At 67.3% G+C, this 24,923-nt stretch carries 27 protein-coding genes, 1 tRNA gene and 1 pseudogene; 10 read left to right on the plus strand and 19 right to left on the minus strand.

Annotated features, from left to right (window positions below; all coding sequences use genetic code 11):
* Positions 1-2 precede the first annotated feature (2 nt).
* A complete protein-coding gene (locus AU072_RS23935; protein ID WP_064416045.1) occupies positions 3-1,463 on the minus strand; it encodes an NAD-dependent succinate-semialdehyde dehydrogenase in 1,461 nt (486 codons plus the stop codon).
* Between the two features lie 58 nt (positions 1,464-1,521).
* Here AU072_RS23935 and AU072_RS23940 point away from each other — a divergent pair, with 58 nt between their 5' ends.
* Entirely contained in the window at positions 1,522-2,802 is a 1,281-nt protein-coding gene (locus AU072_RS23940) for an aspartate aminotransferase family protein (protein ID WP_064416046.1), read from the plus strand.
* A gap of 1 nt (position 2,803) precedes the next feature.
* On the opposite strand, the gene AU072_RS23945 is transcribed toward AU072_RS23940, so the two are convergent.
* Positions 2,804-4,201 carry an MFS transporter gene (locus tag AU072_RS23945; protein WP_064416047.1) on the minus strand — a complete coding sequence of 466 codons (1,398 nt, stop codon included), beginning with the start codon at positions 4,199-4,201 and terminating at the stop codon, positions 2,804-2,806.
* Between the two features lie 222 nt (positions 4,202-4,423).
* Between AU072_RS23945 and AU072_RS23950 the strand changes: the two genes are divergently transcribed.
* Positions 4,424-4,792, plus strand: a complete 369-nt coding sequence (locus AU072_RS23950; RefSeq protein WP_064416048.1) for a hypothetical protein — start codon at positions 4,424-4,426, stop codon at positions 4,790-4,792.
* A gap of 24 nt (positions 4,793-4,816) precedes the next feature.
* On the plus strand, positions 4,817-5,686 hold the full coding sequence (gluQRS, locus tag AU072_RS23955; protein ID WP_082680995.1) for a tRNA glutamyl-Q(34) synthetase GluQRS: 870 nt from the start codon (positions 4,817-4,819) through the stop codon (positions 5,684-5,686).
* Positions 5,687-5,768: 82 nt separating this feature from the next.
* Here the strand turns inward: gluQRS and AU072_RS23960 are convergent, their stop codons facing one another.
* The 3 genes from AU072_RS23960 to tgt form a co-directional block, all read right to left on the minus strand.
* Positions 5,769-7,085 (minus strand): acetyl-CoA hydrolase/transferase family protein, encoded by a 1,317-nt coding sequence (locus AU072_RS23960; RefSeq protein WP_064416050.1) that lies wholly within the window; start codon positions 7,083-7,085, stop codon positions 5,769-5,771.
* A 78-nt stretch (positions 7,086-7,163) separates the two neighbouring features.
* Positions 7,164-8,369 (minus strand): saccharopine dehydrogenase family protein, encoded by a 1,206-nt coding sequence (locus AU072_RS23965; protein WP_064416051.1) that lies wholly within the window; start codon positions 8,367-8,369, stop codon positions 7,164-7,166.
* A gap of 88 nt (positions 8,370-8,457) precedes the next feature.
* Positions 8,458-9,735 carry a tRNA guanosine(34) transglycosylase Tgt gene (gene tgt / locus AU072_RS23970; RefSeq protein WP_235629950.1) on the minus strand — a complete coding sequence of 426 codons (1,278 nt, stop codon included), beginning with the start codon at positions 9,733-9,735 and terminating at the stop codon, positions 8,458-8,460.
* Positions 9,736-9,752: 17 nt separating this feature from the next.
* Here tgt and AU072_RS23975 point away from each other — a divergent pair, with 17 nt between their 5' ends.
* Together AU072_RS23975 and AU072_RS23980 are read left to right on the plus strand one after the other, a co-directional pair.
* Complete coding sequence (locus tag AU072_RS23975; protein WP_064416052.1) at positions 9,753-10,202, plus strand: lipoprotein LpqH; 450 nt, start codon at positions 9,753-9,755, stop codon at positions 10,200-10,202.
* 118 nt (positions 10,203-10,320) lie between these two features.
* On the plus strand, positions 10,321-10,785 hold the full coding sequence (locus tag AU072_RS23980; protein WP_064416053.1) for a lipoprotein LpqH: 465 nt from the start codon (positions 10,321-10,323) through the stop codon (positions 10,783-10,785).
* A 54-nt stretch (positions 10,786-10,839) separates the two neighbouring features.
* On the opposite strand, the gene AU072_RS23985 is transcribed toward AU072_RS23980, so the two are convergent.
* A complete protein-coding gene (locus AU072_RS23985; protein WP_064416054.1) occupies positions 10,840-11,178 on the minus strand; it encodes a DUF732 domain-containing protein in 339 nt (112 codons plus the stop codon).
* Between the two features lie 57 nt (positions 11,179-11,235).
* On the opposite strand from AU072_RS23985, the gene AU072_RS23990 reads away from it, so the two are divergent.
* Both AU072_RS23990 and AU072_RS23995 read left to right on the plus strand, forming a co-directional pair.
* The gene (locus tag AU072_RS23990) at positions 11,236-11,607 is read left to right on the plus strand and encodes a hypothetical protein (RefSeq protein ID WP_064416055.1); all 372 of its coding nucleotides are present in this window, start codon (positions 11,236-11,238) and stop codon (positions 11,605-11,607) included.
* A gap of 170 nt (positions 11,608-11,777) precedes the next feature.
* The gene (locus AU072_RS23995) at positions 11,778-12,212 is read left to right on the plus strand and encodes an ATP-binding protein (protein WP_263987699.1); all 435 of its coding nucleotides are present in this window, start codon (positions 11,778-11,780) and stop codon (positions 12,210-12,212) included.
* On the opposite strand, the gene AU072_RS24000 is transcribed toward AU072_RS23995, so the two are convergent.
* The 6 genes from AU072_RS24000 to AU072_RS24025 form a co-directional block, all read right to left on the minus strand.
* Positions 12,185-12,625 (minus strand): response regulator, encoded by a 441-nt coding sequence (locus AU072_RS24000; protein WP_064394836.1) that lies wholly within the window; start codon positions 12,623-12,625, stop codon positions 12,185-12,187. The two genes, AU072_RS23995 and AU072_RS24000, sit on opposite strands and share 28 nt — an antisense overlap.
* Entirely contained in the window at positions 12,622-14,193 is a 1,572-nt protein-coding gene (locus AU072_RS24005) for a sensor histidine kinase (protein WP_064416057.1), read from the minus strand. The genes AU072_RS24000 and AU072_RS24005 overlap by 4 nt, the downstream gene beginning before the upstream one ends.
* Positions 14,190-15,401: a PP2C family protein-serine/threonine phosphatase gene (locus AU072_RS24010; protein WP_120271010.1), complete on the minus strand. Its 1,212-nt coding sequence runs from the start codon at positions 15,399-15,401 to the stop codon at positions 14,190-14,192. The genes AU072_RS24005 and AU072_RS24010 overlap by 4 nt, the downstream gene beginning before the upstream one ends.
* Before the next feature lie 84 nt (positions 15,402-15,485).
* A tRNA-Ser gene (locus AU072_RS24015) sits at positions 15,486-15,576 on the minus strand.
* 137 nt (positions 15,577-15,713) lie between these two features.
* The gene (locus AU072_RS24020; protein WP_064416058.1) at positions 15,714-16,169 is read right to left on the minus strand and encodes a nucleoside deaminase; all 456 of its coding nucleotides are present in this window, start codon (positions 16,167-16,169) and stop codon (positions 15,714-15,716) included.
* Positions 16,170-16,185: 16 nt separating this feature from the next.
* Positions 16,186-16,707: a tRNA adenosine deaminase-associated protein gene (locus tag AU072_RS24025; RefSeq protein ID WP_064416059.1), complete on the minus strand. Its 522-nt coding sequence runs from the start codon at positions 16,705-16,707 to the stop codon at positions 16,186-16,188.
* Positions 16,708-16,821: 114 nt separating this feature from the next.
* Here AU072_RS24025 and AU072_RS24030 point away from each other — a divergent pair, with 114 nt between their 5' ends.
* Entirely contained in the window at positions 16,822-17,781 is a 960-nt protein-coding gene (locus AU072_RS24030; RefSeq protein ID WP_268874535.1) for a prephenate dehydrogenase, read from the plus strand.
* Here the strand turns inward: AU072_RS24030 and AU072_RS24035 are convergent.
* From AU072_RS24035 to AU072_RS24055, 5 genes are read right to left on the minus strand one after another with little or no spacing between them, the layout of a single operon-like run.
* A complete protein-coding gene (locus tag AU072_RS24035; protein ID WP_064416060.1) occupies positions 17,744-18,334 on the minus strand; it encodes a putative glycolipid-binding domain-containing protein in 591 nt (196 codons plus the stop codon). The genes AU072_RS24030 and AU072_RS24035 overlap by 38 nt on opposite strands.
* A 2-nt stretch (positions 18,335-18,336) precedes the next feature.
* The gene (locus tag AU072_RS24040) at positions 18,337-19,137 is read right to left on the minus strand and encodes an ABC transporter permease (RefSeq protein WP_064416146.1); all 801 of its coding nucleotides are present in this window, start codon (positions 19,135-19,137) and stop codon (positions 18,337-18,339) included.
* Positions 19,138-19,145: 8 nt separating this feature from the next.
* Positions 19,146-19,820 (minus strand): ABC transporter permease, encoded by a 675-nt coding sequence (locus AU072_RS24045; protein ID WP_064416061.1) that lies wholly within the window; start codon positions 19,818-19,820, stop codon positions 19,146-19,148.
* A gap of 3 nt (positions 19,821-19,823) precedes the next feature.
* Complete coding sequence (locus tag AU072_RS24050) at positions 19,824-20,933, minus strand: ABC transporter ATP-binding protein (RefSeq protein ID WP_064416062.1); 1,110 nt, start codon at positions 20,931-20,933, stop codon at positions 19,824-19,826.
* A 57-nt stretch (positions 20,934-20,990) separates the two neighbouring features.
* The gene (locus AU072_RS24055; RefSeq protein WP_064416063.1) at positions 20,991-21,947 is read right to left on the minus strand and encodes an ABC transporter substrate-binding protein; all 957 of its coding nucleotides are present in this window, start codon (positions 21,945-21,947) and stop codon (positions 20,991-20,993) included.
* A 112-nt stretch (positions 21,948-22,059) separates the two neighbouring features.
* On the opposite strand from AU072_RS24055, the gene AU072_RS24060 reads away from it, so the two are divergent.
* Complete coding sequence (locus tag AU072_RS24060; RefSeq protein WP_064416064.1) at positions 22,060-22,449, plus strand: LapA family protein; 390 nt, start codon at positions 22,060-22,062, stop codon at positions 22,447-22,449.
* 4 nt (positions 22,450-22,453) lie between these two features.
* Here AU072_RS24060 and AU072_RS24065 read toward each other — a convergent pair.
* Both AU072_RS24065 and AU072_RS24070 read right to left on the minus strand, forming a co-directional pair.
* Positions 22,454-23,492 (minus strand): annotated as a pseudogene (locus AU072_RS24065) (phosphotransferase family protein).
* A 10-nt stretch (positions 23,493-23,502) separates the two neighbouring features.
* Positions 23,503-24,105 (minus strand): histidine phosphatase family protein, encoded by a 603-nt coding sequence (locus AU072_RS24070; RefSeq protein WP_064403502.1) that lies wholly within the window; start codon positions 24,103-24,105, stop codon positions 23,503-23,505.
* Between the two features lie 17 nt (positions 24,106-24,122).
* Here AU072_RS24070 and AU072_RS24075 point away from each other — a divergent pair, with 17 nt between their 5' ends.
* Positions 24,123-24,896, plus strand: coding sequence for an SDR family NAD(P)-dependent oxidoreductase (locus tag AU072_RS24075; protein WP_064416147.1), 774 nt, complete (start codon positions 24,123-24,125; stop codon positions 24,894-24,896).
* Positions 24,897-24,923 lie beyond the last annotated feature (27 nt).

Here is a 24,923-nt window from a genome sequence, read left to right on the forward strand (position 1 = left end):
CCTCACGCCAGGGCGATGCCGACGTACTTGGTTTCCAGGAACTCGTCGATGCCCACCGAACCGCCTTCGCGGCCGAGCCCGGATTGTTTGACGCCGCCGAACGGTGCCGCGGGGTTGGACACGATGCCCTGGTTCAACCCCACCATGCCGGTCTCCAGCGCTTCGGCGACCCGCAGGGCCCGGCGCAGATCATTGGTGAAAACGTAAGCCACCAGACCGTATTCGGTGTCGTTGGCCGCGGCGACGACGTCGTCCTCGGTCTCGAACGGGGTCAGCGGCGCGACCGGCCCGAAGATCTCCTCGCCCGACATCCGCGCGTCGCGTGGCACACCGGTCAGCACGGTCGGCGAGTAGAAGTAACCGTCGCCCGAGACCGCCGCACCACCCGTCAACACGCGCGCGCCGCGACCGACCGCGTCGTCGACCAGAGCCTGCACCTTGTGCAGTGCCGCAGAGTCGACCAGCGGACCGACGTTGACGCCGTCCTCGGTGCCGCGACCCACAGTCAAGGCCGCCATTCGCTCGGCCAACCGGCGCCCGAACTCGTCGATCACCGAGGTGTGCACGAAGATACGGTTCGCCGCCGTGCACGCCTCTCCCATGTTGCGCATCTTGGCGGCCATCGCCCCGTCGACCGCCTCGTCGAGATCGGCGTCGGCGAACACGATGAACGGTGCGTTGCCGCCGAGTTCCATCGAGGTCCGCAACACCTTGTCCGCGCACTGCTCGAGCAGGATCCGGCCCACCCGGGTCGACCCGGTGAACGACAGCTTGCGCGCGAGTCCCGAGCGGATCAGCGGTTCCATGACCGCGTTGGCGTCCATCGCGGTGATGCAGTTGACGGCGCCGGCGGGCACACCCGCCTCCTCGAGGATTCCCATCAGCGCCAACATCGTCAGCGGCGTCTGGTGCGCCGGTTTGACCACGCTGGTGCACCCGGCGGCGATCGCGGGTCCCAACTTGCGGGTGCCCATCGCCATCGGAAAGTTCCACGGGGTGATCAGCAGACAGGGCCCGACCGGCTGGCGGGTGATGAGGAAGCGGGCGCCACCGGCGGGTGCGGTCTGATAGCCGCCGTCGATCCGGGTGGCCTCCTCGGCGAAATGGCGGAAGAACTCTGCGGCATAAGCGATTTCGCCGCGCGCCTCGGCGAGAGGTTTGCCCATCTCCAGTGTCATCAACAGCGCAAGGTCGTCGACGCGCGCGTGCAGCAATTCGAATGCGGCCATCAACATGTCGGCGCGGGTGCGCGGCGGTGTCGCCGCGAACTCGCGCTGGGCCGCGACCGCCGCATCGAGTGCGGTGCGCGCGTCAGCGGGGGTGGCGTCGGCGACCGCGCACAGCGTCCGCCCCGTCGCCGGGTCGATGACGTCGAAAGTGCGCCGTTCGCTGGCGTCGATCCACTTGCCGTCGACGAACAGTCGCTTGTCCACCGTGTCGATCACGTGCCGCTCGCGATCCACCCACGCCTCCTCTGGTCAGATTGTTGACAATCTACAGCGCACCGCTGACGATCATGGCATGAACCCGGCCTCCGAAGCCCCTCAGCTCTCCGCGATTCTCAAACAGGCGACCGGCGTCGTCGCCGCCCGTGGCGATGGGGTGATGCTCTACGACGAGCAAGACCGGCCATACCTCGACTTCACCGCGGGCATCGGGGTGACCAGCACCGGACACTGTCATCCACGGGTGGTGGAGGCCGCGCAGCGCCAGGTCGCCACGCTGATCCACGGCCAGTACACGACCGTCATGCACCGGCCGCTGCTCACCCTCGTGGAACGGCTGGGAGAGGTGTTGCCGGCCGGGCTCGACCGGTTGTTCTTCGCCAACTCCGGAAGCGAAGCGGTGGAAGCGGCGCTGCGGCTTTCCCGGCAGGCGACCGCCCGCCCCAACGTCATCGTCTTCCACGGGGGCTTCCACGGCCGCACCGTCGCCGCGGCCTCGATGACCACCTCGGGCACCAAATTCCGCTCGGGCTTCGCCCCGTTGATGGCGGGGGTGCACGTGGCACCGTTCCCGGACCCCGGCCACTTCGGCTGGCCGGTCGAGCAGGCCACCGATTTCGCACTGGCCCAACTGGATTACCTCCTGCAGACGATCAGCGCACCCGCCGACACCGCCGCGTTCTTCGTCGAACCCGTGCTCGGCGAGGGCGGCTACGTGCCCGCCAACGAGCGGTTCTTCGCCGGGCTGCGCGAACGCGCCGACGCCCATGGCATTCTGCTGGTCGTCGATGAAGTGCAGACCGGCTTCGGGCGCACCGGCCGGTTCTGGGGCAGTCAGCACTTCTTCGGCGATTCGGGCGTGCGCGCCGACATCCTGATCACCGCCAAGGGCCTCGCGTCGGGCTTCCCGCTGTCGGGCATCGCGGCGCCGGCGGCGCTGATGGAGCGGGCGTGGCCGGGTTCGCAGGGCGGGACATACGGCGCCAACGCGGTGGCGTGCGCGGCCGCCGTGGCCACCCTCGACGTGATCGCCGACGAGCGACTGGTCGACAACGCCGCCGAACGCGGGGCGCAGCTGCGCGAGGCGTTGCAAACCGTGGCCGACAAGTTCGACGCGATCACCGACGTGCGCGGTCTCGGCCTGATGCTCGGCGCCGAATTCCGCGACGCCGCAGGCAGACCCGATGGGGCGACTGCCCTGGCAGTCCAGCAGGAGGCCGCCCGGCGCGGTCTGCTGCTGTTGACCTGCGGCGCCTGGGGACAGGTCGTCAGGTTCATCCCCGCGCTCGTCGTGACCGCCGGGCAGATCGACGAGGCGGCGGACGTCTGGTCGGACGCGGTTAACGCCGTCCTGTGACTCAGCGACTGGGCTCGAGCTCGTAGTCCAACTGCGGCGGCGCCTCCGGGGTGCCGGGGATCTTCGTCCCGTTGATCGGGAACCGCGCAGTCTCTGGCACTTTGAGCAACGCAATCACACCGATGACACACGCGGCCATCATGTAGAAGGCGGGCATCAGGTTGTTGCCGGTCTCGACCACCATCCAGTCGTTGAGCGCCGGGGCGGTGCCCCCGAAGAGCGCCGTCGAGACGTTGTAGGCGATCGCGAACCCCGCGTACCGCACCTGAGTGGGGAACATCGCGGGGAAGGTCGCCGAGATGGTGGCCAGCTGCGGGACGTAGAGCAGGCCCAGCACGGCGTAACCGATGACGGCGCCGAGCACGCTCGTCGACATCAACATGAACATCGGCACGACGCCGACGAACAACCCAATCAGCGAGATCCACCACAACGGCTTACGCCCGAACCTGTCGGAGGCCAGGCCGGCGAACGGCAGGAACACCATCATCGAGAGCATGCCGATGATCGGGACGATCAGCGCCGTGTCGGTGGACAGCCCGATCGCGGTCTCCAGATATGTCGGCATGTAACTCAGCAGCGTGTAGTTCACGACGTTGAGCGCGACGACCAGACCGCCCAGCCGCAGGATCGGTCCCCAGTACCGGACGATCAGGTCCTTGAACTCCGCCCAGACGGTCTTCTCCCGCTCGCCCTCCTGCTCGAGGTCCTTGAAGACCGGTGTCTCGTCGAGCCGGGTGCGCAGGTAGAGGCCGATCAGCCCGAGGGGCGCGGCGATGAGGAACGGCAACCGCCAGCCCCAGGTGTTCATCTGGTCGTCGCCCAGCACCAACGAGAACCCCAGCATCATCAGCGCACCGGCAGAGAATCCTGCCAGCGTGCCGAACTCGAGAAAACTGCCCAGCAGTCCGCGTCGGCGCGCCGGCGCGTACTCCGCCATGAACGTGGCCGCACCGCCGTACTCGCCGCCGGTGGAGAAGCCCTGGATCATGCGCAGCACCACCATCAGCACCGGCGCCCACACTCCGATGGTGTCGTAGGAGGGCACCAGCCCGACGCAGAAGGTGGCGCCGGCCATCAGCAGGATCGTGACCGCCAGCACCTGCCGCCGGCCCAGCCGGTCGCCCAGCGGCCCCCACACGAAGCCGCCCAGGGGCCGGACCAGGAACGACACCGCGAACGTCATCAGCGCCAGTAGCGTCGCCGTGGCGCCGTCACCGGGGAAGATCGCCGCCGAGATGTAGGAGACGCCGTAGGCGTACAGACCATAGTCGAACCATTCGGTGGCATTGCCGATGGCCGACGCCGCGATGGCCTTCTTCACCACGCCCGGCGGTTGGTCCTGCTCGACGGAAGAATGATGCTGATCAGCGGAGTGAGCGGGATCTTCGGCGTCCATGGTTCCCTCGTGTCCGTCGACGCGGCTCCCGGTGCAGTTTCATGCGGCAAGCTCAGTGTGTATCGACACCGCAGGGCCTAGCCGTTGTCTTGTTGATGGTCCAATGCTGAACCCTTCCGTTGATACCCGATGTTCGCTCACTTCGCGTCGGAAGTCACCGAACCGTAACGCTGGCATCTGTGCAACAGTTTCACGAGACCGACGGGTGGGCACTTCTCTGCCATGTCCGTAACCGCATTTCAGGATCTACCGCTGGCTGAGCGGGACCGAGACTGGGACGGCGACGCCGCCGAGAAACGGGTCCGCAAGTGGGCCGACGCGCAGGACGAACCGAACGAGAAGTACCGCAATGCGCACGTCTGGTACGACAGCGACAAGAAGGACAACTTCACCGCCTACAAACTGCTGATCGCCGACGTGATCGGCGACAGTCTGAAGGTCGTGCCCCGCGGGGTGATGGCGGCGGGCGCGATCATGGACGGCGCCCGTGGCGGTATCGATCTGCCGAAGGACGACATCGACCGGGTGAAAAGCCACCTCGCCAAGTACTACAGGAAGATGGGCGACGACCCGCCGTGGGAGCGCCAGTAGCTACCCAGTAGCTACATTGCACGGGTGACCGCCGGCAGGTTCGCCCCGAGCCCCTCGGCGGACCTGCACATCGGAAACCTGCGCACCGCAATCCTCGCCTGGTTGTTCGCCCGCTCCACCGGCCGTCGGTTTGTCATGCGCGTCGACGACCTCGACGACCGCACGTTCGCCGATGTCGGGCGGCGCCAACTTTCCGATTTGGCGACGATCGGGGTGACGTGGGACGTCGTGGAGTGGCAGTCCGAACACCGCTCGCGTTACGACGCCGCGATCGCAGGATTGAAAGGCCGTGACCTGCTCTACGAATGTTATTGCAGCCGAAGGGATATCGCGCAGGCTCCGCGCGCACCGCATGCACCGCAGGGGGCCTACCCGGGCACGTGCCGCGACCTCACCGACGACGAGCGCGCCACGCGGCGGGCCGAAACAGGGCGCCCGCCCGCGCTGCGGTTGCGCACCGACGCGATCGTGCACACCGTCCACGATGTGCTGCACGGCGACTACACCGGCATCGTCGACGACTTCGTAGTGCGCCGCGGAGACGGGGTGCCTGCTTACAACCTCGCGGTCGTTGTCGACGACGCGGCACAGGGCGTCGACCAGGTGGTGCGGGGAGACGACCTGCTGCCCTCGTCGCCGCGGCAGGCGTATCTGGCGCGGATGCTCGGATACGCCGAGCCGGTGTACGCCCACGTTGCGCTGGTGCTCAACGCGGACGGCGCCCGGTTGGCCAAACGCGACGGGGCGGTGACGCTGGCCGAGATCGGCGTGCCGCGGGCGCTCGCCCAGATCGGCGAATCGTTGGGCTGGCGGGCTCGGGACGTCGAGGGCATGCTCGCCGAGTTCGATCCGGCCGCGCTTCCGCGGACACCGTGGATCTATCGGCCCGACTAGATCCTGTGCGAGGGGACCGCTTATGTACGGCGCTGCGCGGCGTGTCGCGGGCAGACGCGGTCGCTCGCGGGAAGGAAGGACATCAGGCGACGGGCGAGCGTCCCTTGGACACACGTTCGGCCGCCGCGAGAAGGTCGTCGCGGAACTGCGGATGCGCGATCGCGGCGAGCGCCTCACCGCGTTCGCGGACGGTCGCGCCCTCTAGCTCCGCGGCGCCGTACTCGGTGACGATCACGTCGACATGGTGTCGCGGCGTGGTGATCACCGCGCCAGGCCCGAACCACGGCACGATCCGCGAATGCAGTTGTCCGTTCTTCTCATACGTCGACGGCAGACAGATCAGCGAGCGGTCCGACAATTCGAGACCGGTGCCGGCGACGAAATCCTCTGCACCGCCGACACCGCTGAACTGGTTGCCGTCGATGGTGTCGGCGACGACCTGACCGCCGATGTCGATCGCGAGCGCGCCGTTGATGGACACCATCTCGTGGTTGGCGGCGATCACCTCGGGTGCGTTGACGATCTCCACCGGCAGGAACGCGACGTCGTGGTTGCCGTCGAGCCAGGTGTACAGATCCGCCGAGCCGAACGCGAACGTCGTCACGCTCACGCCGTCGTAGATGCCCTTGCCGGTGTTGGTGACCTTGCCCGCACGATGCAGTTGCATACAGCCGTCGGTGAACATCTCGCTGTGCAAACCGTATTCGCCGCCGTCGCCCTCGGCCAGCAACGCCGCGATCTGGCTGGGGATCGAACCGATTCCCGTCTGCAACGTCGCGCCGGGCCGGATGAAGGCGACGGCGTGCCGCGCGATCGCGACATCGGCCTGGGTGGGGGCCGCGCCCGGAAGTGAGAGCGGCGCGTCGGCCGAGTGCACGAGGATGTCGATCTCGTCGACGTGCAACGCGTGCCGGTGCTCGTCGCCGAGCCCGAACGTGCGCGGGTAGGCCGAGGATGTCTCGACGATCAGCCAGCGATCGGGATCGGCTCCGGCGCGGTGCAATTCGTTGACCGTGCCACCGGCGTGCAGGGCCAGCGAGCACCAGCCGTCGGCGTCCGGCGGTGTGGCGACGGTCGTCATCACCCGCGGAGACTGGCGTTCGAGCAGCGGGCCGAAGCGGCGAAAGTCCGCCGGCGCGAACTCGACATCGGCGTCTGAGTCCCGCAGGGCCCGTTCGAGCGGACCGTAGAAACCCGACAGATAGCGCACGCCGGGGCGGGCGAACAGCTCGGTGCCGACCGCCAGCAGCGCCCCGTAGACGCGAAGGTTCGTCCAGTCGTCGCGTTCGCCCAGCGCGCGCAGGAACGCCGGCGGTTGGCCCGGACCCAGCGGTATGCCCAATGTGTCGTCGGTCGCGAGTCGCGCGGCGGCCTGCACGGCGGTGAGCTCGATCGGCATGGCGAGAACCTACCGCGCCGAGTGTGGGATCGACACACACTCACCGGCCTCGACGCGTGCGGGTAACCCACGTTCGCGCTACAACTCTTTATGGGCCCACGGCGAGCCGTAGGCCCTCAACAGGTCCAGGAACGGCACCGCATCGAAGGCCTCCGGGCCCAGCACACCGCTGCCGCTCCAGGTGCCGTTGGCCAGAAGCTCAAGTGCGACAACCGGATTGATCGCCGTCTGCCAGACCACGCACTGATGCCCGTATTCGGCCATCGACCATTCGTTGTCGACGACGTGGTACAGGTAGGTCGAGCGGGGGTTGCCGTCCTTGCCGGTTCCCGTCACCCACAGCCCAGCGCAGGTCTTTCCACGCATCTTCGGCCCGAGCGTGGCGGGATTGGGCAGGCATGCCGCCACCACGTCGCGGGGGCTCACCTCGACTCCCCCGACCGTCACCTTCTCGGTGCGGTCGAGCCCGAGCTTGTGCAGGGTCTTGAGCACGTCGATGAATTCGTTTCCGAGCCCGTACTTGAATGTCGCGCGTTTGCATTTGACCCAGCGCGGCATCAGCAGCACCTCTTCGTGCTCGACGTTCACGCACTCGACCGGGCCGATACCGTCGGGAAAGTCGAAAACCTCTGGCTCGCTGAAGGGTTCGGTGGTGAACCAACCCCGGTCGGCCTCCCAGATCACCGGAGGGTTGAGACACTCCTCGATGGTGGTCCAGATCGAGAACGACGGCGCGAAGTCGTAACCGTCGACGGTCAGGTTCGACCCGTCGCGGGTACCGAGCTCATCGATCTCGGCGAACAGGTGGTCGGCGGCGTAGCGCGCGAACACGTCCGACAGCCCAGGCTCGACACCGATGCCCACCAACGCCAGCCGGCCGGCGTCGCGCCAGCGCTCCTCTGCGGCGAACTGCTCGTCGCCCAGCTTGACCCCGGTGAGCGCGTACGGCTGCTCCGGGTGGCGCCGCGACAGGCTCATCGCCAAGTCGAGGTAATCGGCGCCGCCGGCCAGCGCGCCGTCGAAGATCGGCATCACGAATCGCGGATCGACCGCGTTCATCACATGGGTGATCCGGTGGGTGCGAACCAGGTCGGCGACGGCGTCGGCGGAGGTGGCGTCGACCCGCGCGGAGACGAACCGCGCATCGCCCACCGCGTCGGCGGCCTGCCGGGCCCGGCCCTCGTCGTAGTCGGCGACGACGAGCGTGCCGAAGAAGTCGCGTCGCGTCGCGATCGAGCAGAAGGCCGCGCCCACTCCGCCGGCGCCGATCAGCAGAATCCGCATGCGCTAGACGCTATCCCGCCGAGAGTGGCCTTGATGCACGCTCCGACACCCGACAGCGTGCGGGTAACCCACGTTCGCGCCATGAGTGTCAGGGCGTTCGTGTCGCGTAGTACCGGCCCAGCACGTCGGCGCGCAACTCGTCGAACTCACCCGTTTCGATGGCCGCGCGGATGCGGTCGACCAGCCGAACCACGAACCGCTCGTTGTGGATGGTGCACAGCGTCGCCGACAGGATCTCCTTGGCCTTGAACAGGTGATGAATGTAGGCCCGGGTGTAGTGGGCGCAGGTGTAGCAGTCGCACTCGGCGTCGATCGGGGTGAAATCCCGACGGAACCGAGCATTGGTGATGTTGAAGCGGCCGGTCGTCGAGTACACCGCGGCGTTGCGGGCGACCCGCGACGGGGAGACGCAGTCGAACGTGTCGGCACCCGCGGCGATCGCGTCGAACAGATCGTCGGGCTCGCTGATGCCCAGGAGGTGACGGGGTTTGTCGACGGGTAGTTCGTCGACCACCCACCCGACGATGGTGGCCAGGTTCTGCTTCTCCAGCGCGCCGCCGATACCGTACCCGTCGAATTCGAGGCCCTCGGCGGGCCCGGCTTGTGCGCCGATCGTGACCAGGCCGCGGGCGGCCTGCCTGCGCAGGTCCTCGTACTGGGCGCCCTGCACGACCCCGAACAGCGCCTGCTCGGGCTTGTCCGGCCGCGCCGCTTGCTGCCGCCGGTGTTCGACCAGACAGCGCACCGCCCACTCGTGCGTCCGCTGCACCGAGCGCTCCTGGTATCCGCGGGTGTTGACCAGCGTGGTCAGCTCGTCAAAAGCGAAGATGATGTCGGCGCCGAGCTGATGCTGGATGCCGATCGACACCTCGGGAGTGAACCGGTGGGTGGACCCGTCGAGGTGCGATCGGAACGTCACACCGTCGTCGTCGACGTTGGCCAGTCGCTCCTTGCCTTCGGCGATGATGTCGTCGGCCTGGACGCGCTCGGCGTCCATCGCGAGCACTTTGCGAAAACCCGCGCCCAGCGACAACACCTGGAAGCCGCCGCTGTCGGTGAACGTCGGACCCGGCCAGTTCATGAACACCGACAATCCCCCGGCCTCGTCGACGATGTCCGGGCCGGGCTGCAGGTACAGGTGATAGGCGTTCGCCAGGAGAGCTTGGGCGCCAAGCTCTTTCATCGTCTCCGGCAGCACCGCCTTGACGGTGGCCTGGGTGCCGACGGGAATGAACGCCGGGGTGCGGATCTCGCCGTGCGGCGTGCGGATGACGCCGGTGCGGCCGGCCCGGCCGCGCAGTTCGGCGGTGACGCTGAAAAAAGGGGCCGACGACTCTTTCGGAGCAGAAGATTTCGGCACGGCCACGCCGTAGATTCTGCACTGTGAGAAATCGGTGGGTGCTGACGTGCTGTGCCGCCGCGATCGTGCTGGCGCCGGCCGCATGTTCGAGTCCCCCGGATTACGCGCCGCCGAAGGGCGAACTGGTCGCGGGCACGGCGCAGATCACGGTCAACGGCAACGACGCGGGCACCACCGACACGGTGCAGTGCGACACCACGGGCTACCTCACCACGATCACCACCGGTGACCAGACGTCCGGGGTCACCGCGATGGTCTCGAACAAGGACGATTTGGCCGTCGAATCGGTCGGGATCAACAACGTCGGCGGCTTCACCGGCAGCTACACGGCCGGGGTGGGCGACACGGCCGAGGCGGCGGACATTTCCATGACGGGCCGGACCTACGACATCTCTGGGACAGCCGACGGCTTCAACACCGACAACCCCAGTTTCCGCGCTTCGGGCACCTTCAGCATTCGGGTGTCCTGCTGAGCAGGCCTTGCGGCCGATGATCAATTTTTGCCCGAAACGCTGTTGGCGGGTTTGCCGCGAACCATACTGCTTTCTGATGATCCGATCTTGACGGGTCACACACACAAAGGAGAACAGGGTGAAGCGTGGTTTCCTGGTCGCCATCGGCGGCGCGGCGATCGTGATCGCCGGACTATCCGGCTGCTCCTCGGGTGAGAAGAAGTCCGAAACTTCGGGTGAGACATCGACGGCCGCGTCGGCGGAGGGTAAGACCACCGTCACGATCGACGGTCAGGATCAGGCCGTCCAGGGCACCGTGGTGTGCAGCGACATGGGCGGAAACACCAACATCGCGATCGGCGACGCCACCACGGGCATCGGCGCCGTCGTCAGCTCCGGCGACGAACCGACGGTGCAGTCGGTCGGCCTGGGCAATGTCAACGGCGTGACGCTCGGCTACCAGAGCGGCGCGGGCCAGGGCGAGGCCAAGGCCGAAAAGGACGGCAAGACGTACAAGATCAGCGGCACCGCGACGGGCGTCGACATGGCCAACCCGTTGCAGCCGGTCAACAAGCCTTTCGAGATCGAGGTCACCTGCCCGTAGGCATCTCATCGAGCGCGAGTGAAGGCGGCGTCCCGACAGGGGCGCCGCCGTTTTTCATCCGGTGTAACCGGCGGCCGACTGCCGCAACTGCCAGATCTGCGCCGGGCACAGTTCGTTGACCGCCTGGTTGATCAGGTAGGCGCCCTGATACTTGTCGGCCGTGTGGAAGTCGGCGGTCACCTGGTCCACCAGCTGGCCGTAGCTCATCTTGCCCGCCACCCGGTCGCAGATCGTCCTGCCGTAGCCGATGGCGGCGTCGGCGTTGGGGAAGTTGTATCCCGGTCGCACGTGCACGTTGACCAGGTATGCGACCGCGTCGGCGTGGGCCGTCGGAGCGGAGATCATCGCAGCCGCACCCGCGGCGGCGACCAGCGTAACCATCACCTGCTTCATGGCTGAAGAGCTTATTCCGTGCCCACCGTCGATGCGGGGCACTTAGGCTAGCCACCTATGAGGCTCATGGCTGCAGCTGCGCTCGCGTGCGGATTCGTCGCCGCACCGCTGATGACCGCCGCGAACGCGCCGGCGTCCCCCGGCTACTGCGACGGCGCCGACTGTGTTCCGTACGTGGATCGCAGCGCGGTGGAGGGCACGCACTGCGTGCAGAACACCCGGTACAACTTCGGGATCGACGCCTCGGGCAACACTCTGGCGTGCAACTCGCGCAGCACCTGGGTCTCGTCGCCCCCGCTGATCGGCGTCCGCACCAACCGTCTTCCATGCGGTGACGCGACCGGGATGGCCCAGACCCCCGACGGCATTCCGCTGAGCTGCAAAGGCGGCGCGTGGACGCCCGATTACCAGGTGATCTTCTACGGCTGACGCTCGGCACGCGCTTTCGGCGAAAGTCTCGGCGGCGTCACCGGTTTGGGGCAGCCTGCCGTGCTCGGGGTGTGATCTGCGCCTCGCTATTGTTTTGAGACCCAACGCGTGTGTGTGGATGCGTGAGGAATGGGGGCAAGCGGGGTACAACCACGGGCGTGGTGATCGATGTGCGTCTGCGGCCGGCAGACCCTCTGAGGATCGAGGTCCCGGCCACTGCGGATCGACTGGCACAGATTCGTCGCAGTTTGGTCGGGTGGATGGAACCGATCGGTGTGCCCGACGACGTGGGTGCCGATATCGTGCTCGCGGTCAACGAGGCCGCTACCAACTGCGTCGAGCATGCCTATCAGAACTGCCCCGACGGGGTGATGGTGGTCGAAGCAACCGTCAAGGACGGGCGGATCGTGGTCTGTATCTCCGATCAGGGCCAGTGGCGAACCCCGAGCACGGAGCCGACGACCCGCGGGCGCGGGCTGCCGATCATCCGCGCGGTGGGTGACGGTGTGGAGGTCAGGCGATCGACGTCGGGCACCACGGTGCGCATCGACTTCGACGTGAATGCCGGGGACCGCGGTCAGGAATTGGGTAGCCGAACCACCTGAACGAAGAACTCGTCGATCTGGCGGACGGCGTTCATGAACTGATCCAGATCGACGGGCTTGGTGACATACGCGTTGGCGTGCAGTTTGTAGCTGCGCAGGATGTCTTCCTCTGCCGACGAAGTGGTGAGCACCACCACGGGGATGTGGCTGAGTTCTGCGTCGGACTTGATCTGCTCGAGCAACTGCCTGCCGTCGTATTTCGGCAGGTTCAAATCGAGCAGGATCAGGTCGGGGCGCGGCGCGTCGGCGTATTTGCCCCGGCGGTAGAGGAAGTCGAGACCCTCCTCGCCGTCGTGCGCGACGTGCAGGGTGTTCTTGATCTTGTTGTGCTCGAACGCTTCTCGGGTGATCAGTTCGTCACCCGGGTCGTCCTCGACGAGCAGCACGTCGATCGCCCGGCCGTCCAGTGTCATGCAGTTGATCCTTCCATTTCGGCCTCGACGGGGTCGTCGACGACGCAGGGAATGGTGAAGCGGAACCTGGTGCCCTCGGCGTGGCCGGTGTCGATCCAGATGTTACCGCCGTGGTGTTCGACGATCTTCTTGCACAGTGCGAGGCCGATCCCCGTCCCGGTGTAGACCTCGCGGCCGTGCAGCCGCTGAAAGATCACGAACACCTTCTCGGCGAACTCCTCGGGTATGCCGATGCCGTTGTCGGTGACCGTGAAAAGCCACGCGCCCTCGCGTGTGCCCTCACCGACCGCGCAGTCGATGACGATTCGCGGTGCGGCGTCGGGTCTGCGGAACTTCACCGCGTTGCCGATCAGGTTCTGCCACAGCATCGTCAGCAGGGTCGGGTCGCCCTTGACGGTGGGCAGCGGCTCTCCGGTGCGGACCACCTCGGCGCCGGATTCCTCGATCGAGGCGGCCAGGTTGTCGATCGCGTCGGTCAGCACGGCATCGAGGTCGACGTCGGTTTCGGTCGCGCTGAGCCTGCCGACGCGGGAGAACGTGAGCAGGTCGTTGATCAGCACCTGCATGCGCTTGGCGCCGTCGACGGCGAAGCGGATGTACTCGACGCCGCGCTCGTCGAGCTTGTCGCCGTAACGCTTCTCGATCAGCTGGCAGAACGAAGCAACCTTGCGCAGCGGCTCCTGCAGGTCGTGTGAGGCGACATAGGCGAACTGTTCGAGTTCGGCGTTCGACCGTTGCAGTTCCAGGGCCTGCTCGCCCAGTTGCTCCCTGGCCGACCGCGACGCGGCCAGTTCGTCGACGATGCGCTGCCGCATGTCCTCCACATCCGAGGCGATCGCCTGAATGTCGCGCGGGCCGCTCACCGAGATCTTCTCGTCGAAGTTGCCCTCGGTGGTCCTGCGGCACGACGCAGCCAGCCGCTCCAGTGGCCGCGTGACCGCCTTGCGCACCAGCACCGCCAGCACGATGCCCGCGACGAAAAACGCCACGATGATCGTGATCAGCAGCGTGTCTCGCCAGGTCTGCACCGAGGCGAGTTCGTCGACCGCATCCTGGCGGGCCTGTGCCAGATCGCGGTTCTGAGTGTCGAACAGCACGCGCAGCGCGTCGAACCCCTCTTTTCCCCGCTCGGCGGTGGCGGCGTCCAAAACCTTCGGCACCCCGGGTGTCACCGAGGCGATCAGCGGGTCGGCGTACGTCGAGCGCCAGTCCGCCGCGGCGTTCTCGATCGCCTCCAGGTCGCCGAGGAGCTTCTCCCGGTGGCCGATCCCGTCGCGGATCTGGCGCGCCGCCTCGTTTTCGACCTGCTGGCCCTCGAAGTAGGGGTCGAGGAATTGGAGATCGGCGGCGATCGCATAGCCGCGGACGGCTGTCTCCTGGTCCCGCAGGGCCGCCTGCAGCTGATAGGCCGCCACGCGCGCGGGCTGGATGCCGAGGTTCAGCTCGCGCGACACTTCGTCGGTCCGGTTCAACAGCAGCGCGCCGACGATCGCGCCGCCGATGACCACCACGCCCATCAAGGACAGCACGAGGTTCTGCCACCCTTGGACGGTGAGGCGACCCCTCATCCGGTGATCGTCCGCTCCACCCGCACCACCGCGATGTCGTCGCTGATACCTCCCACCGACTGCGCGCGGCGCTCGACGTCGTCGATCAGGGCGCTGACGAACTCGCGGGCCGGCAGGTGCGCATAGCCCCTGGCCACTTCGAGCAGCCCCGCCTCGCCGAGGCGTTCGGTTCCGCGACCGGAGCGACCCTCGAACAATCCGTCGGTCAGCAGCACCAGGCCGTACCCCGGCGGCAATTCGAAGAGGTTCAGCGGCCACTCGCGGCCATACAGGCCGAGCGCGGGGCCGACCCTGGGTTCCAGCCACTCCACGGTGTTCTTTCCGTGCAGCAGCATGCCGGGATGACCGGCGGATACGACGTTGAAGCTGAGGGTGTCCGTGGACATCGCCACGCTGATCACCGTCGCGAAGATGCTCGATCCCGGCCGTTCGGTGCTCAGAATCCGTTCCAGCTGGCGCATGCGCTCGTTGCCCCGCAAACCGGCGAACGTCAGCGCCCGCCAGCCGATCCGCAACGCCACGCCGAGCGCTGCCTCATCGGGTCCGTGCCCGGCCACGTCACCGACCATGACGTGCACGGTGCGGTCAGGTGTCTGCACGAAGTCGTAGAAGTCGCCGCCGAGCAGGGCGTGCTGCCGGCTGGGCCGGTACTCGGCGACGATGTCGACCCCCGGTTGTTCCAGCAGCAGCGGCGACGGCAGCAGGCCACGCTCGAGGCGAGCGTTCTCCATGGCGCGCAGCTCGCTGGCGTGCAGTTCCACCGACGTCAGCTCGGCGCGTTTGCGTTCCACGGCGTAGAGCAGCGCGCGACGCAGCGTCTCCGGCTCGACGCGGCCCTTCACGAGGTAGTCCTGGGCGCCGGCCGCGACGGCGGAGATACCGAAGTGCTCGTCGTTGAGGCCGGTCAACACGACGATCGGCATGGTGATGTCACGCCTGGCCACGCGGTCGAGCGCCTTGATGCCGTCGGCGTCGGGAAGGTTCAAATCGAGCAGTACGCAGTCGGGGCGAGAGACCTCCAGGTGCTGTTCGGCGTCCTCCATGGACGCCGCCCAGATGACGTTGATCTCGGCGTCTGCGTCGGCGATCAACTCCTCGACCAGGATGGCGTCGCCGCGGTCGTCCTCGATGAGCAGCACCGAAAACGGGCGCAGCGCAGCGCCACCCCCGGCCGAGGCCCTGGGGTCCTGGTCATGAAGCGCGCGCATATACCAATTCTCTCGGTTTGGTCACCGCGGTCGCCTCGACCTCTGCTTCAGTGACAGATCCTGACAATAGTGCCCGAATCGATGTGGCGGTGGCGGAGGGATTTGAACCCTCGGACGGGGGTTACCCGTCACACGCTTTCGAGGCGTGCTCCTTAGGCCGCTCGGACACGCCACCGTGTGGCAGCTTACCGGGCGCACACCGGTCTACTCCAATCGCTGGCGGGCGAGCGTCTTCTGTTCGCGAGAGTTACACCAGGGTCGTGAACTTGGGTCGACCGCGACCCGGTTGTACGTCTCGCGAAGGAACAAACGTCAGCGCCGGCGGGAGAAGAAGGCCTCCAGCGGCGCCGCGCATTCGTCGGTCAGCACGCCGCCGCGCACCTGTGGGCGATGTGTCAGACGCCTGTCGCGCACCACATCCCACAGCGACCCGACGGCCCCCGTCTTGGGTTCCCAGGCGCCGAACACCACCCGCGCCACGCGTGCCATCACCAACGCGCCCGCACACATCGTGCAGGGTTCGACGGTGACCGCCAGCGTGGTCCCCTCCAACCGCCAGCCGTCGCCGAGCACCGCCGCGGCGGCCCGGATCGCAAGAATCTCGGCGTGCGCGGTGGGGTCGCCGAGGGCTTCGCGCGCATTGGCGGCGCGGGCGAGTTCGGTGCCGTCGGCCGCGACGACGACCGCGCCGATCGGCACGTCACGCGGACCGGCGGTGCCGGCGGCCGCGAGGGCGGCGCGGATCAGCGCCTCATCATCGGGGGTCATCGGGGATCGTGCGCAATCACCGACCCAAACGGTCGAGTACTGCCGACAACTCGTCGGCAAAACCCATCTCGCGGGCGATGCGGCCGAGCTGTTCGTCGGCGTAAAGGTCGGATTCGTCGAGAATCACGCCGAGCACGGCCTCGGGCAGTCCGATGTCCGAGAGCAGACCCAAATCGCCCTCCTCGAACGGTTCGGCCTCCTCGAGTTCCTCGGGCTCGATGTCGGCGTCGAGCATCTCCAACGCCTCCGCGGCGATGTCGTAGTCCAACGCGGCGGTGGCATCCGACAGGAACAGCCGTGCGCCCGAGGGGGCCGGCCGCACGATGACGAAGAACTCGTCGTCGATGTCGAGCAGCCCGAACACCGCTCCGGCACTACGGATTTCGCGCAGCTCCCGCTCGGCGTCGGTGAGGCTGGTCAGGGCAGCCTTGCGCATCGGCGCGCATCGCCACTTGCCGTCCTCGCGGACGACAGCGACGCCGAAGCCGTCGGGAGTGTCCGTGGACTGCTCCCGCGCTTGTGCACGCTGTGCTCCCATGTCGGCCTACGGTAGTCGCCGACCATGCCCTTTTCCATGCCCTTCTGCATGCCCTCACCCCTTCTGTCCACTCCTGACGTCGGTCGATAGCGCTCGATATGCCAACCTTGAGAGGTGACCAACACCCCGATTTGCGTGCTCGGCCTCGGGCTGATCGGCGGCTCGGTCATGCGCGCCGCGGCGGCCGCCGGACGCGAGGTGTACGGCTACAACCGGTCGCTGGAGGGTGTGGCGGCCGCGACCGCCGACGGGTTCGACGCCACCGAAGACCTCGACGCCGCGCTGAAGCGGGCTGCCGCCGAGGATGCGCTGATCGTGCTGGCGGTGCCGGTGCCCGCGCTGGGCCAGATGCTCAGCCACATCCGCCAAACCGCCCCGGACTGTCCTTTGACAGACGTGACAAGCGTGAAAACCGCTGTGCTGCAGGAGGTCCAGGCATACGGGCTGCTGAAGCGATTTGTCGGCGGTCACCCGATGGCGGGCACCGCACACTCGGGTTGGGCAGCGGGCGACGCCCGGTTGTTCGTGGACGCGCCGTGGGTGATCTCCGTCGACGAACATGTCGAACCGCAGTGCTGGACGCTGGTCATGAACCTGGCGCTGGACTGCGGCGCGTTCGTCGTTCCGGCCCGCTCGGACGAACACGATGCGGCCGCCGCGACGATCTCTCATCTGCCCCACCTGCTGGCCGAGGCGCTCGCCGCCACCGCCGGGGAGGTGCCGCTGGCGTTCGCGCTGGCGGCCGGGTCATTTCGTGACGGCACCCGCGTTGCCGCCACCGCGCCGGACCTGGTGCGGGCGATGTGCGAAGCCAACGCCGACGAACTGCTTCCGGTGTTGGACCGCACGCTCGAACTGCTCGGCACTGCCCGCGACGCGCTCGCCGCGCACCAACCGCTGACCGAACTCGTCGACTCCGGACACGCCGCCCGGATTCGCTATGAGAACTTCGGCAGGCCCGAGATCGTCACGGTCGTCGTCGGCGAAGAGCAGTGGCGCGAGGAACTCTCCGCGGCGGGCCGCGCCGGCGGGGTGATCAGATCCGCTCTGCCAACCCCGGGTAGTCGAGGATGAACCCGTCCGAGTCGACGCTGATCGTGGTGTCGGCGACGGGCGAGTGCAGCTTGATGCCGTCCTCGGCGCTGCTGTAGCTGATCACCGCGGTCTCCACGGACAACTCCGGCAGGCGCACGTACACGACCGGACAGCTGATCGAATCGGTCCGCTCATACAGCCCGGTACGCCGAATCGGCAGGGCGTTGAAGAACGGGCTGAAGATGACATCGACGTCCAGTGCACCGTCGTACCCGGAGCGGCGTGACTCGCCGGTGTGCTGCTGAACCAGCCACATGTTCTCTTCGTCGCGGGCGATCGACAGCTGCCGTTCCCGTTCGGCGAGGGTGACGGTCATGGACAACCGTTTGGTGCCGCCGGCCTCGTCGGTCACCAAGTTGTAGGAAGCGGAGAACGCCGGGTGAGACGGCGTCGCGGCGGCCACGATCCGCCCGTACGCCTTGATGCGGTTGCCCGACACATGCACCCGGACCGATTCCATCCGCGGGACATCGTGCGCCCGCCACGTCAGGATCGCCGGCCATGTCTTCTCCGAGCCGCCTGCTTCACTCACCCCTATACCGTATGCGAAGGGTCCCCTCGTTCGTAACGTGCTCCGCCGTTGCTTTTCCGGGCGCGCTGTGCTGTTGCGGGGGGACGGGATTCGAGGGCGACTTCGTCGCCGAGGAACGGCTGGGGCATGCGTCGCCGGCCCCGCAGCCGCCCGGTTCCCGGCACCGAGGCCCACACCGCGAACGCGAGCGCGGCGTCGAGCAGCAACGCCAGCGCCGTCACCATCAGCGCGCCGACCAAGGCCAGGTGGAACTGGCGCACCTTGATGCCGTCGATCAGATAGCGGCCCAGCCCGCCGAGACTGGCGTACGCGGCGACCGTCGCGGTGGCCACGATCTGCAGCGTGGCGGTCCGCAGTCCGCCCAGGATCAACGGCAGCGCGATCGGCGTCTCCACCCGCAGCAGGATGCGACGTTCGGTCATGCCCATCGAACGGGCGGCGTCGACGACCGTGCGGTCCACGTTGGCGATGCCGGCATAGGTGCCCGCCAGCAGCGGCGGAATTCCCAGCAGCATGAGCGCGACGGTCGGCGGAATCAGGCCGAGTCCCCACAGCAGCACGCCGAGCAGCAGCACACCGAGCGTGGGTAGCGCGCGCAACGCGTTGACACCGGTGACGACGATGAAGGTCCCCCGACCGGTGTGGCCGATCAGCATCCCGACCGGAACGGCGATGAGCGCCGAGAACAACAGCGCGACCACCGTGTATTCGAGGTGTTCGAGCGTGCGGGCGAGCAACCCCGCCGGCCCGCCCCAGTTGGCCGCCGTGAACAGGTAGGACAGGGCCTCCTGCAGGAACCCCATCGGACCCGTCACGACGCCGCCTTGAGCCGGCGCCACACGGGCACCCCGCGGGTCGCGCGCGTCCACGGTGTGAGCGCCTTACCGACCATCATGATGAGGGTGTCGATGACGATCGCGAGCACGAAGATCGCGATGATGCCCGCGATGATCTGGTCGCTCTTGTTGGCCTGGTAGCCCTCGGTGAACCAGGTGCCCAGCCCGCCGATGCCGATCACCGATCCGACCGACACCATGGAGATGTTGGTGACGGCGACCACGCGCAAGCTGGCGATCAGGACCGGAACGGCCAGGGGCAGTTCGACTTTCACCATCCGGGTCAGCGGTCGGTATCCCACCGCCGTCGCGGCGTCGAGCACCGTGGGCGAGACCGCGTCCAACGCCTCGGGCACCGCCCGCACCAGCAGGGCGACGGTGTAGAGCGTCAGCGCCACGATGACGTTCGCCTCGTCGAGGATGCGGGTGGGGATGATCAGCGGCAGGACCACGAACAGCGCCAGCGACGGGATGGTGAAGACGATGCTGGCGGTGACCGTGGTCAGGCGTCGCACCGTGGTGGTGCGCTGGATCGCGGCGCCCACCGGAACGGCGATGATCAGCCCGAGCACAATCGGGATCAGCGACAGGCGCAGATGGATCACCGTCAGCGCCCACAGGTCGTCGAGGTGCGTGAGCAGATAGCGCATCCGCTAGCCCAACTCCGGGACCCGGCGTTGCTTGTCGAGTTCGGCCAGCACGTCGTCTGCGGCCACCCCGCCGATCAGTCGCCCGTCGTGGTCCACGGCGACCCCCAGTCCGCTCGGCGAGGACAGCGCAGCGTCGAGCGCGTTGCGCAGCGTCCCGTCCGGCCGGAACAGCGAACCACCGCCGATCGTGCTGTCGTAGAGCGACTTTCCGGTGCGGCGCAGGGCCACGCCGTCGGCATTGATCCACGCGTACGGTTTCCCGTCGTCCTTGGTGACCAGCTTCCAGTCACCGGGACCCAATTCGAGCGCGTCGACATCGCCTTCGTCGACGTGACCGATGTCGTGCAGCGGCAGTCCCGATGCGTGGAAGAACTGCAGACCGCGGTATCCGCGGTCGGCGCCGACGAACGCCGCCACCTCCTCGTTGGCCGGATTGGACAGGACGAACGCCGGTTCACCGTACTGCTGCAGCACCCCGCCGCGGCCGAACACCGCGACGCGGTCGCCGAGCTTGACCGCCTCGTCGATGTCGTGGGTGACGAAGACGATGGTCTTGCGCAGTTCGCTTTGCAGACGGGCGATTTCGGCCTGAAGCTCCTCACGTACGACGGGGTCGACGGCGCTGAACGGTTCATCCATCAACATGATCGGCGGGTCGCCCGCCAGTGCCCGCGCCACACCGACACGCTGCTGTTGGCCACCGGACAGTTGCGCCGGATAGCGGTCGGCGAGCTTGACGTCCAGACCCACGCGTTCCATCACCTCGAGTGCGGATCGCCGTGCGCTGCGCCGGGACTCACCCCGCAACACCGGGACGGTGGCGACGTTGTCGACCACCCGCAGGTGCGGCATGAGCCCCGCGCTCTGAATCACATAACCGATGCCGAGCCTGAGCTTGACCGGGTCCACCTTGGTGACGTCGCGTCCGTCCACGGTCAGGGTGCCCGAACTGGGCTCGATCATCCGGTTGATCATCCGCATCGAGGTGGTCTTGCCGCAGCCCGAGGGGCCGACGAAGACCGTCAACGTGCCCTCGGGCACCTCGAGGGTGAGGTCGTCGACCGCGACGGTGCCGTCGGGATACCGCTTGGTGACGTTCGAGAAACTGATCATGATCGTCCGCTCTTCGCGCGAGCGCTCATCGTGTTTGTCTGCTCTTCGCGCAAGCGCTCATCGTGTTTGCACCGGTTCGTCGAATCCGTTGTCCGTGATCCACTTCTGCGCCGCTTCGTCGGGGTCGATACCGCGGTTTCCCTCGACCGAGGTGTTGAGCTCGATCAGGGCCTCGGTGGTGAGCTTCGCGCTGACCGCGTCGAGCACCGTCTTGAGTTCGTTCGACATCTTCTGCGAGGCGACCAGCGGCACGACATTGGCGGCCAGGAACACGTTCTCGGGATCCTCGAGCACGACGAGGTTGCTCTGTTCGATCGCCGGCGAGGTGCTGAAGATGTTGGCGGCGGTGATCGCCCCGCTGTTGAGCGCCTGCACCGTCGCCGGGCCGCCGCCGTCGCTGATGGCAACGAAATTCGCCGGCGCGATGTCGAGGCCATACCGTTCCTTGAGGCCCACCAGGCCGGTGACGCGGGTCTGAAACTCTGATGGCGCACCGACTTTCACTTCCGCGGAGTGCTTGGCGAGATCGCCGATGGTTTTCAGGTTCCATTTCCGCGCGGTCGCCTCGGTCACCGCGAGGGTGTCCTTGTCCTCCGCCGGAGACGGATACAGGATCGACAGGTCCCCGGGCAGCACCTTGAGCAGCGCGAGCAGGACCGCGTCGGGGGTCGTGGCGGTGGTGTCCTCGTCGAAGTACTGCAGCAGGTTGCCCGTGTACTCGGGGATGAGGTCGATCGAGTGGTCCTGCACGGCGGGGATATAGGTCTCACGGCTGCCGATCCCGAACTGGCGGCGCACCGTGAAGCCGTTGGCTTCCAGCGCCTGGGCGTAGATCTCGCCGATGATCTTGGACTCGGTGAAGTCGGCGGACCCGACCGCGATCGTCTTGAGGTCACCGGAGATCTCGCCGCCGCCGAGGGGGTTCGAGCTTCCGCAAGCCGTGCCCATCAGGACCGCGAGAACCGTCACCACCACGACGAACAGCACGCGCCGGCGTCGCGGCATCGAGGTCATGGATCCGACAGTATCGACATCGCCGCAGCTCCGCGCGGTTTGTCACGCCGGTGATTCGACGGGCCACGTCAAATGCCGTTTGTCAGGGACCGGAAAGGGCAAACTTGGAACCATGAGCACCGATCCGTATGGGGCGTCAGCGCCGAACGAGCCGGAACCCTACGGCCCGCCCAACCCGGGGCCGCCGGTTCCGCCGACGGACGGTGAGATGGCCGACCGCACATCACCGTCGGTGAAGAAGGTCCATTTCACCCGCGCGGCGGCGCTGTGGTCGGCGGTGATCGCGGGTTTCCTCATCCTGATCCTGCTGCTGATATTCATCGCGCAGAACACCGAGTCGACCGAGTTCGCCTTCCTCGGTTGGCACTGGTTCATGCCGCGCGGTGTGGCGATCCTGTTCGCAGCGGTATGCGGCGGCCTGATCACGGCGCTGGCGGGCGCAGCGCGCATGGTCCAACTACGCCGCGCCGCCAAGAAGAACTACAAGGCCGCGCTTCGGTAGTTCGCTACCCCAGCGAGGAGAGTCCGGCGTCGATCAACGGGGCGACCGCGTCGTCGACCATCGTGACGAAGTCCGACGGCGCACCGCCCACCCGGCCGCGGTAGGCGATGCCCGCCGCGATGATGGCGAGCTTGAAGTACGCCAGCCCCATGTAGAACTCCCAGTGGTCCAGCGGCTGGCCCGAGGCCACCGAATACCGTTGCGCGAGTTGGTCTGCCGGCGGTATCAGCGGCGACGCCCACGCGGCATCGGCATGCACCAGGTTGAACATCGGGTGTCGGTACACGCACATCAGCGCGGCGTCGCTGATGGGATCGCCCAGGGTGGACATCTCCCAGTCCAGCACCGCGAGCACCTTGGTGCCGTCGGTCGCGTCGAGCATGGTGTTGTCGATGCGGTAGTCGCCGTGCACGATCGCGCTGCGGCTCTGCGGCGGGATCGCCTCTCCCAATGCGGTGTGCAGCCGCTTGACGTCGGCATCGCGTTCGTCCCCGTCACCGTTGCGGTCTCGGCGCACCAACTCCCACTGGCCGCCCCAGCGCTTCACCTGGCGCTCGAGGTATCCGGTGGGCTTGCCGAAGTCGCCGAGGCCGACCTCCTCGGGGTCCAGGGCGTGCAGGTCGGCGAGCACCTTGATCAACGCGTCGACACAGGCGTCGATGTCGGCCTTGTCGCCGAGGGCCTCGAGCTCGGATGCGTGGCGGATCACGCGCCCCTCGACGTACTCGACCATCTGGAACGGTGCGCCGAGCACCGAGTCGTCGTTGCGCATGGTCACCGCGCGCGGGACTGGCACGACGGTGTTCTGCAGCGCGGAGATCACCTTGTATTCGCGGGCCATGTCGTGCGCCGACGGCGTCAAACCGTGCAGCGGGGGCCTGCGCAGCACCCACTTCGATTGGTCGTCGCACACCAGGAACGTCAGGTTGGATCGTCCCCCCCGAGATCAACTCGGCGCGCAGGTCACCGGAGCGGGCGATACCCTCCGAACCCAGATGACGGTCAAGGGCGTCGAGGTCGAGCCCTTCGGGTGAAACGGTCATTCGCAAATGTCTACCACTGCTGATTTCTGGGCAGCAGGTCCCATACGTGCTCGGTGGAGTTGACGCCCGCCACGAAGAACGCCTCGCGCGACGACGACCACAACAACCGGGTGATACCGGCGTAGTCGACCTGCACGCACAGCAGCCGCTCGGTGCCCATGACGTCGTGGACCACGGCGTTGATCACGCCGCCGTGGCTGAACAACGCCACGGTGTCCTCCCGCTCAGCGGCCCTGACGATGTCGTCGACCCCGGCCTTCACCCGGGCGATGAACGCCGACTGATCGACGCCGCTGGGCAGCTCACCGTTGGCGAGGCGGCGCATGTCCTCTTCGGAGATCTCCTCGACCGGCGTGTAGTGCGAGAGGTCGCGGTCGTATTCGGCCAGCCGGTCGTCGATGTCGATCGACAGCCCAAGCGCTTCCGCGACCGGCTCGGCGGTCTGGATCGCGCGCTTCTGCGGGCTGCTGACCAACCGCGAGATGGGGAACCGCGCCAGCGCGTCGGGCAGGCGTTTGGCCTGTTCGATGCCCTCCTCGGAGAGGTCGGGATCGGAGCCCTGCCCCGGCTCGCTGCGCAGGGGCAGAGCGTGTCGAATGATGAGCAACTGCACCGTGCCACCATATGGCCATGGGTACCGACAGGGATTTCGCAGCCGAGTTGTTCGATCTTTCCGACCGCGTCGTGCTGGTCACCGGCGGTAGCCGCGGATTGGGTAAGGAGATGGCGATGGCCGCCGCAAGGTGCGGCGCGGACGTCGTGATCGCCAGCCGCAAATACGACTCGTGTGTGGCGACCGCCGAGGAGATCACCGCCGCGACCGGCCGCGCCGCACTGCCCTACCAGGTGCATGTGGGGCGCTGGGATGAGCTCGACGGGCTGGTCGATGCCGCCTACGAGCGGTTCGGCAAGGTCGACGTGCTGGTCAACAACGCCGGGATGTCGCCGCTGTACGAGTCGCTGCCCTCCGTCACCGAGAAGCTCTTCGATTCGGTGATCAACCTGAACCTCAAGGGCCCGTTCCGGTTGTCCGCGCTGGTCGGTGAGCGCATGGTCGCCGACGGCGGCGGCTCGATCGTCAACGTGAGCTCGAGCGGTTCGCGTCGGCCCCGCCCCGAGCAGCTCCCCTACTCGGCGGCCAAGGCGGGGCTCAACGCGCTGACCGAGGGGCTGGCGCTGGCCTACGGCCCGACGGTGCGGGTGAACACGCTGATGCCGGGCCCGTTCCTCACCGACATCAGCAAGGCCTGGGACATCCCGGCGACGCAGAAGGGCGCGCAGCACTTCGCGTTGCAGCGCCTTGGCGAGCCGCCCGAGATCATCGGTGCCGCACTGTATTTGATGTCCGACGCGTCAAGCTACACGTCGGGTTCGATCATCCGCGTCGACGGCGGCATGCCCTGACCTTCTTGCGAGTTCGGTGTTGCAACC

Source organism: Mycolicibacterium novocastrense (assembly GCF_001499835.1).
Taxonomy (GTDB): Bacteria; Actinomycetota; Actinomycetes; order Mycobacteriales; family Mycobacteriaceae; genus Mycobacterium; species Mycobacterium novocastrense.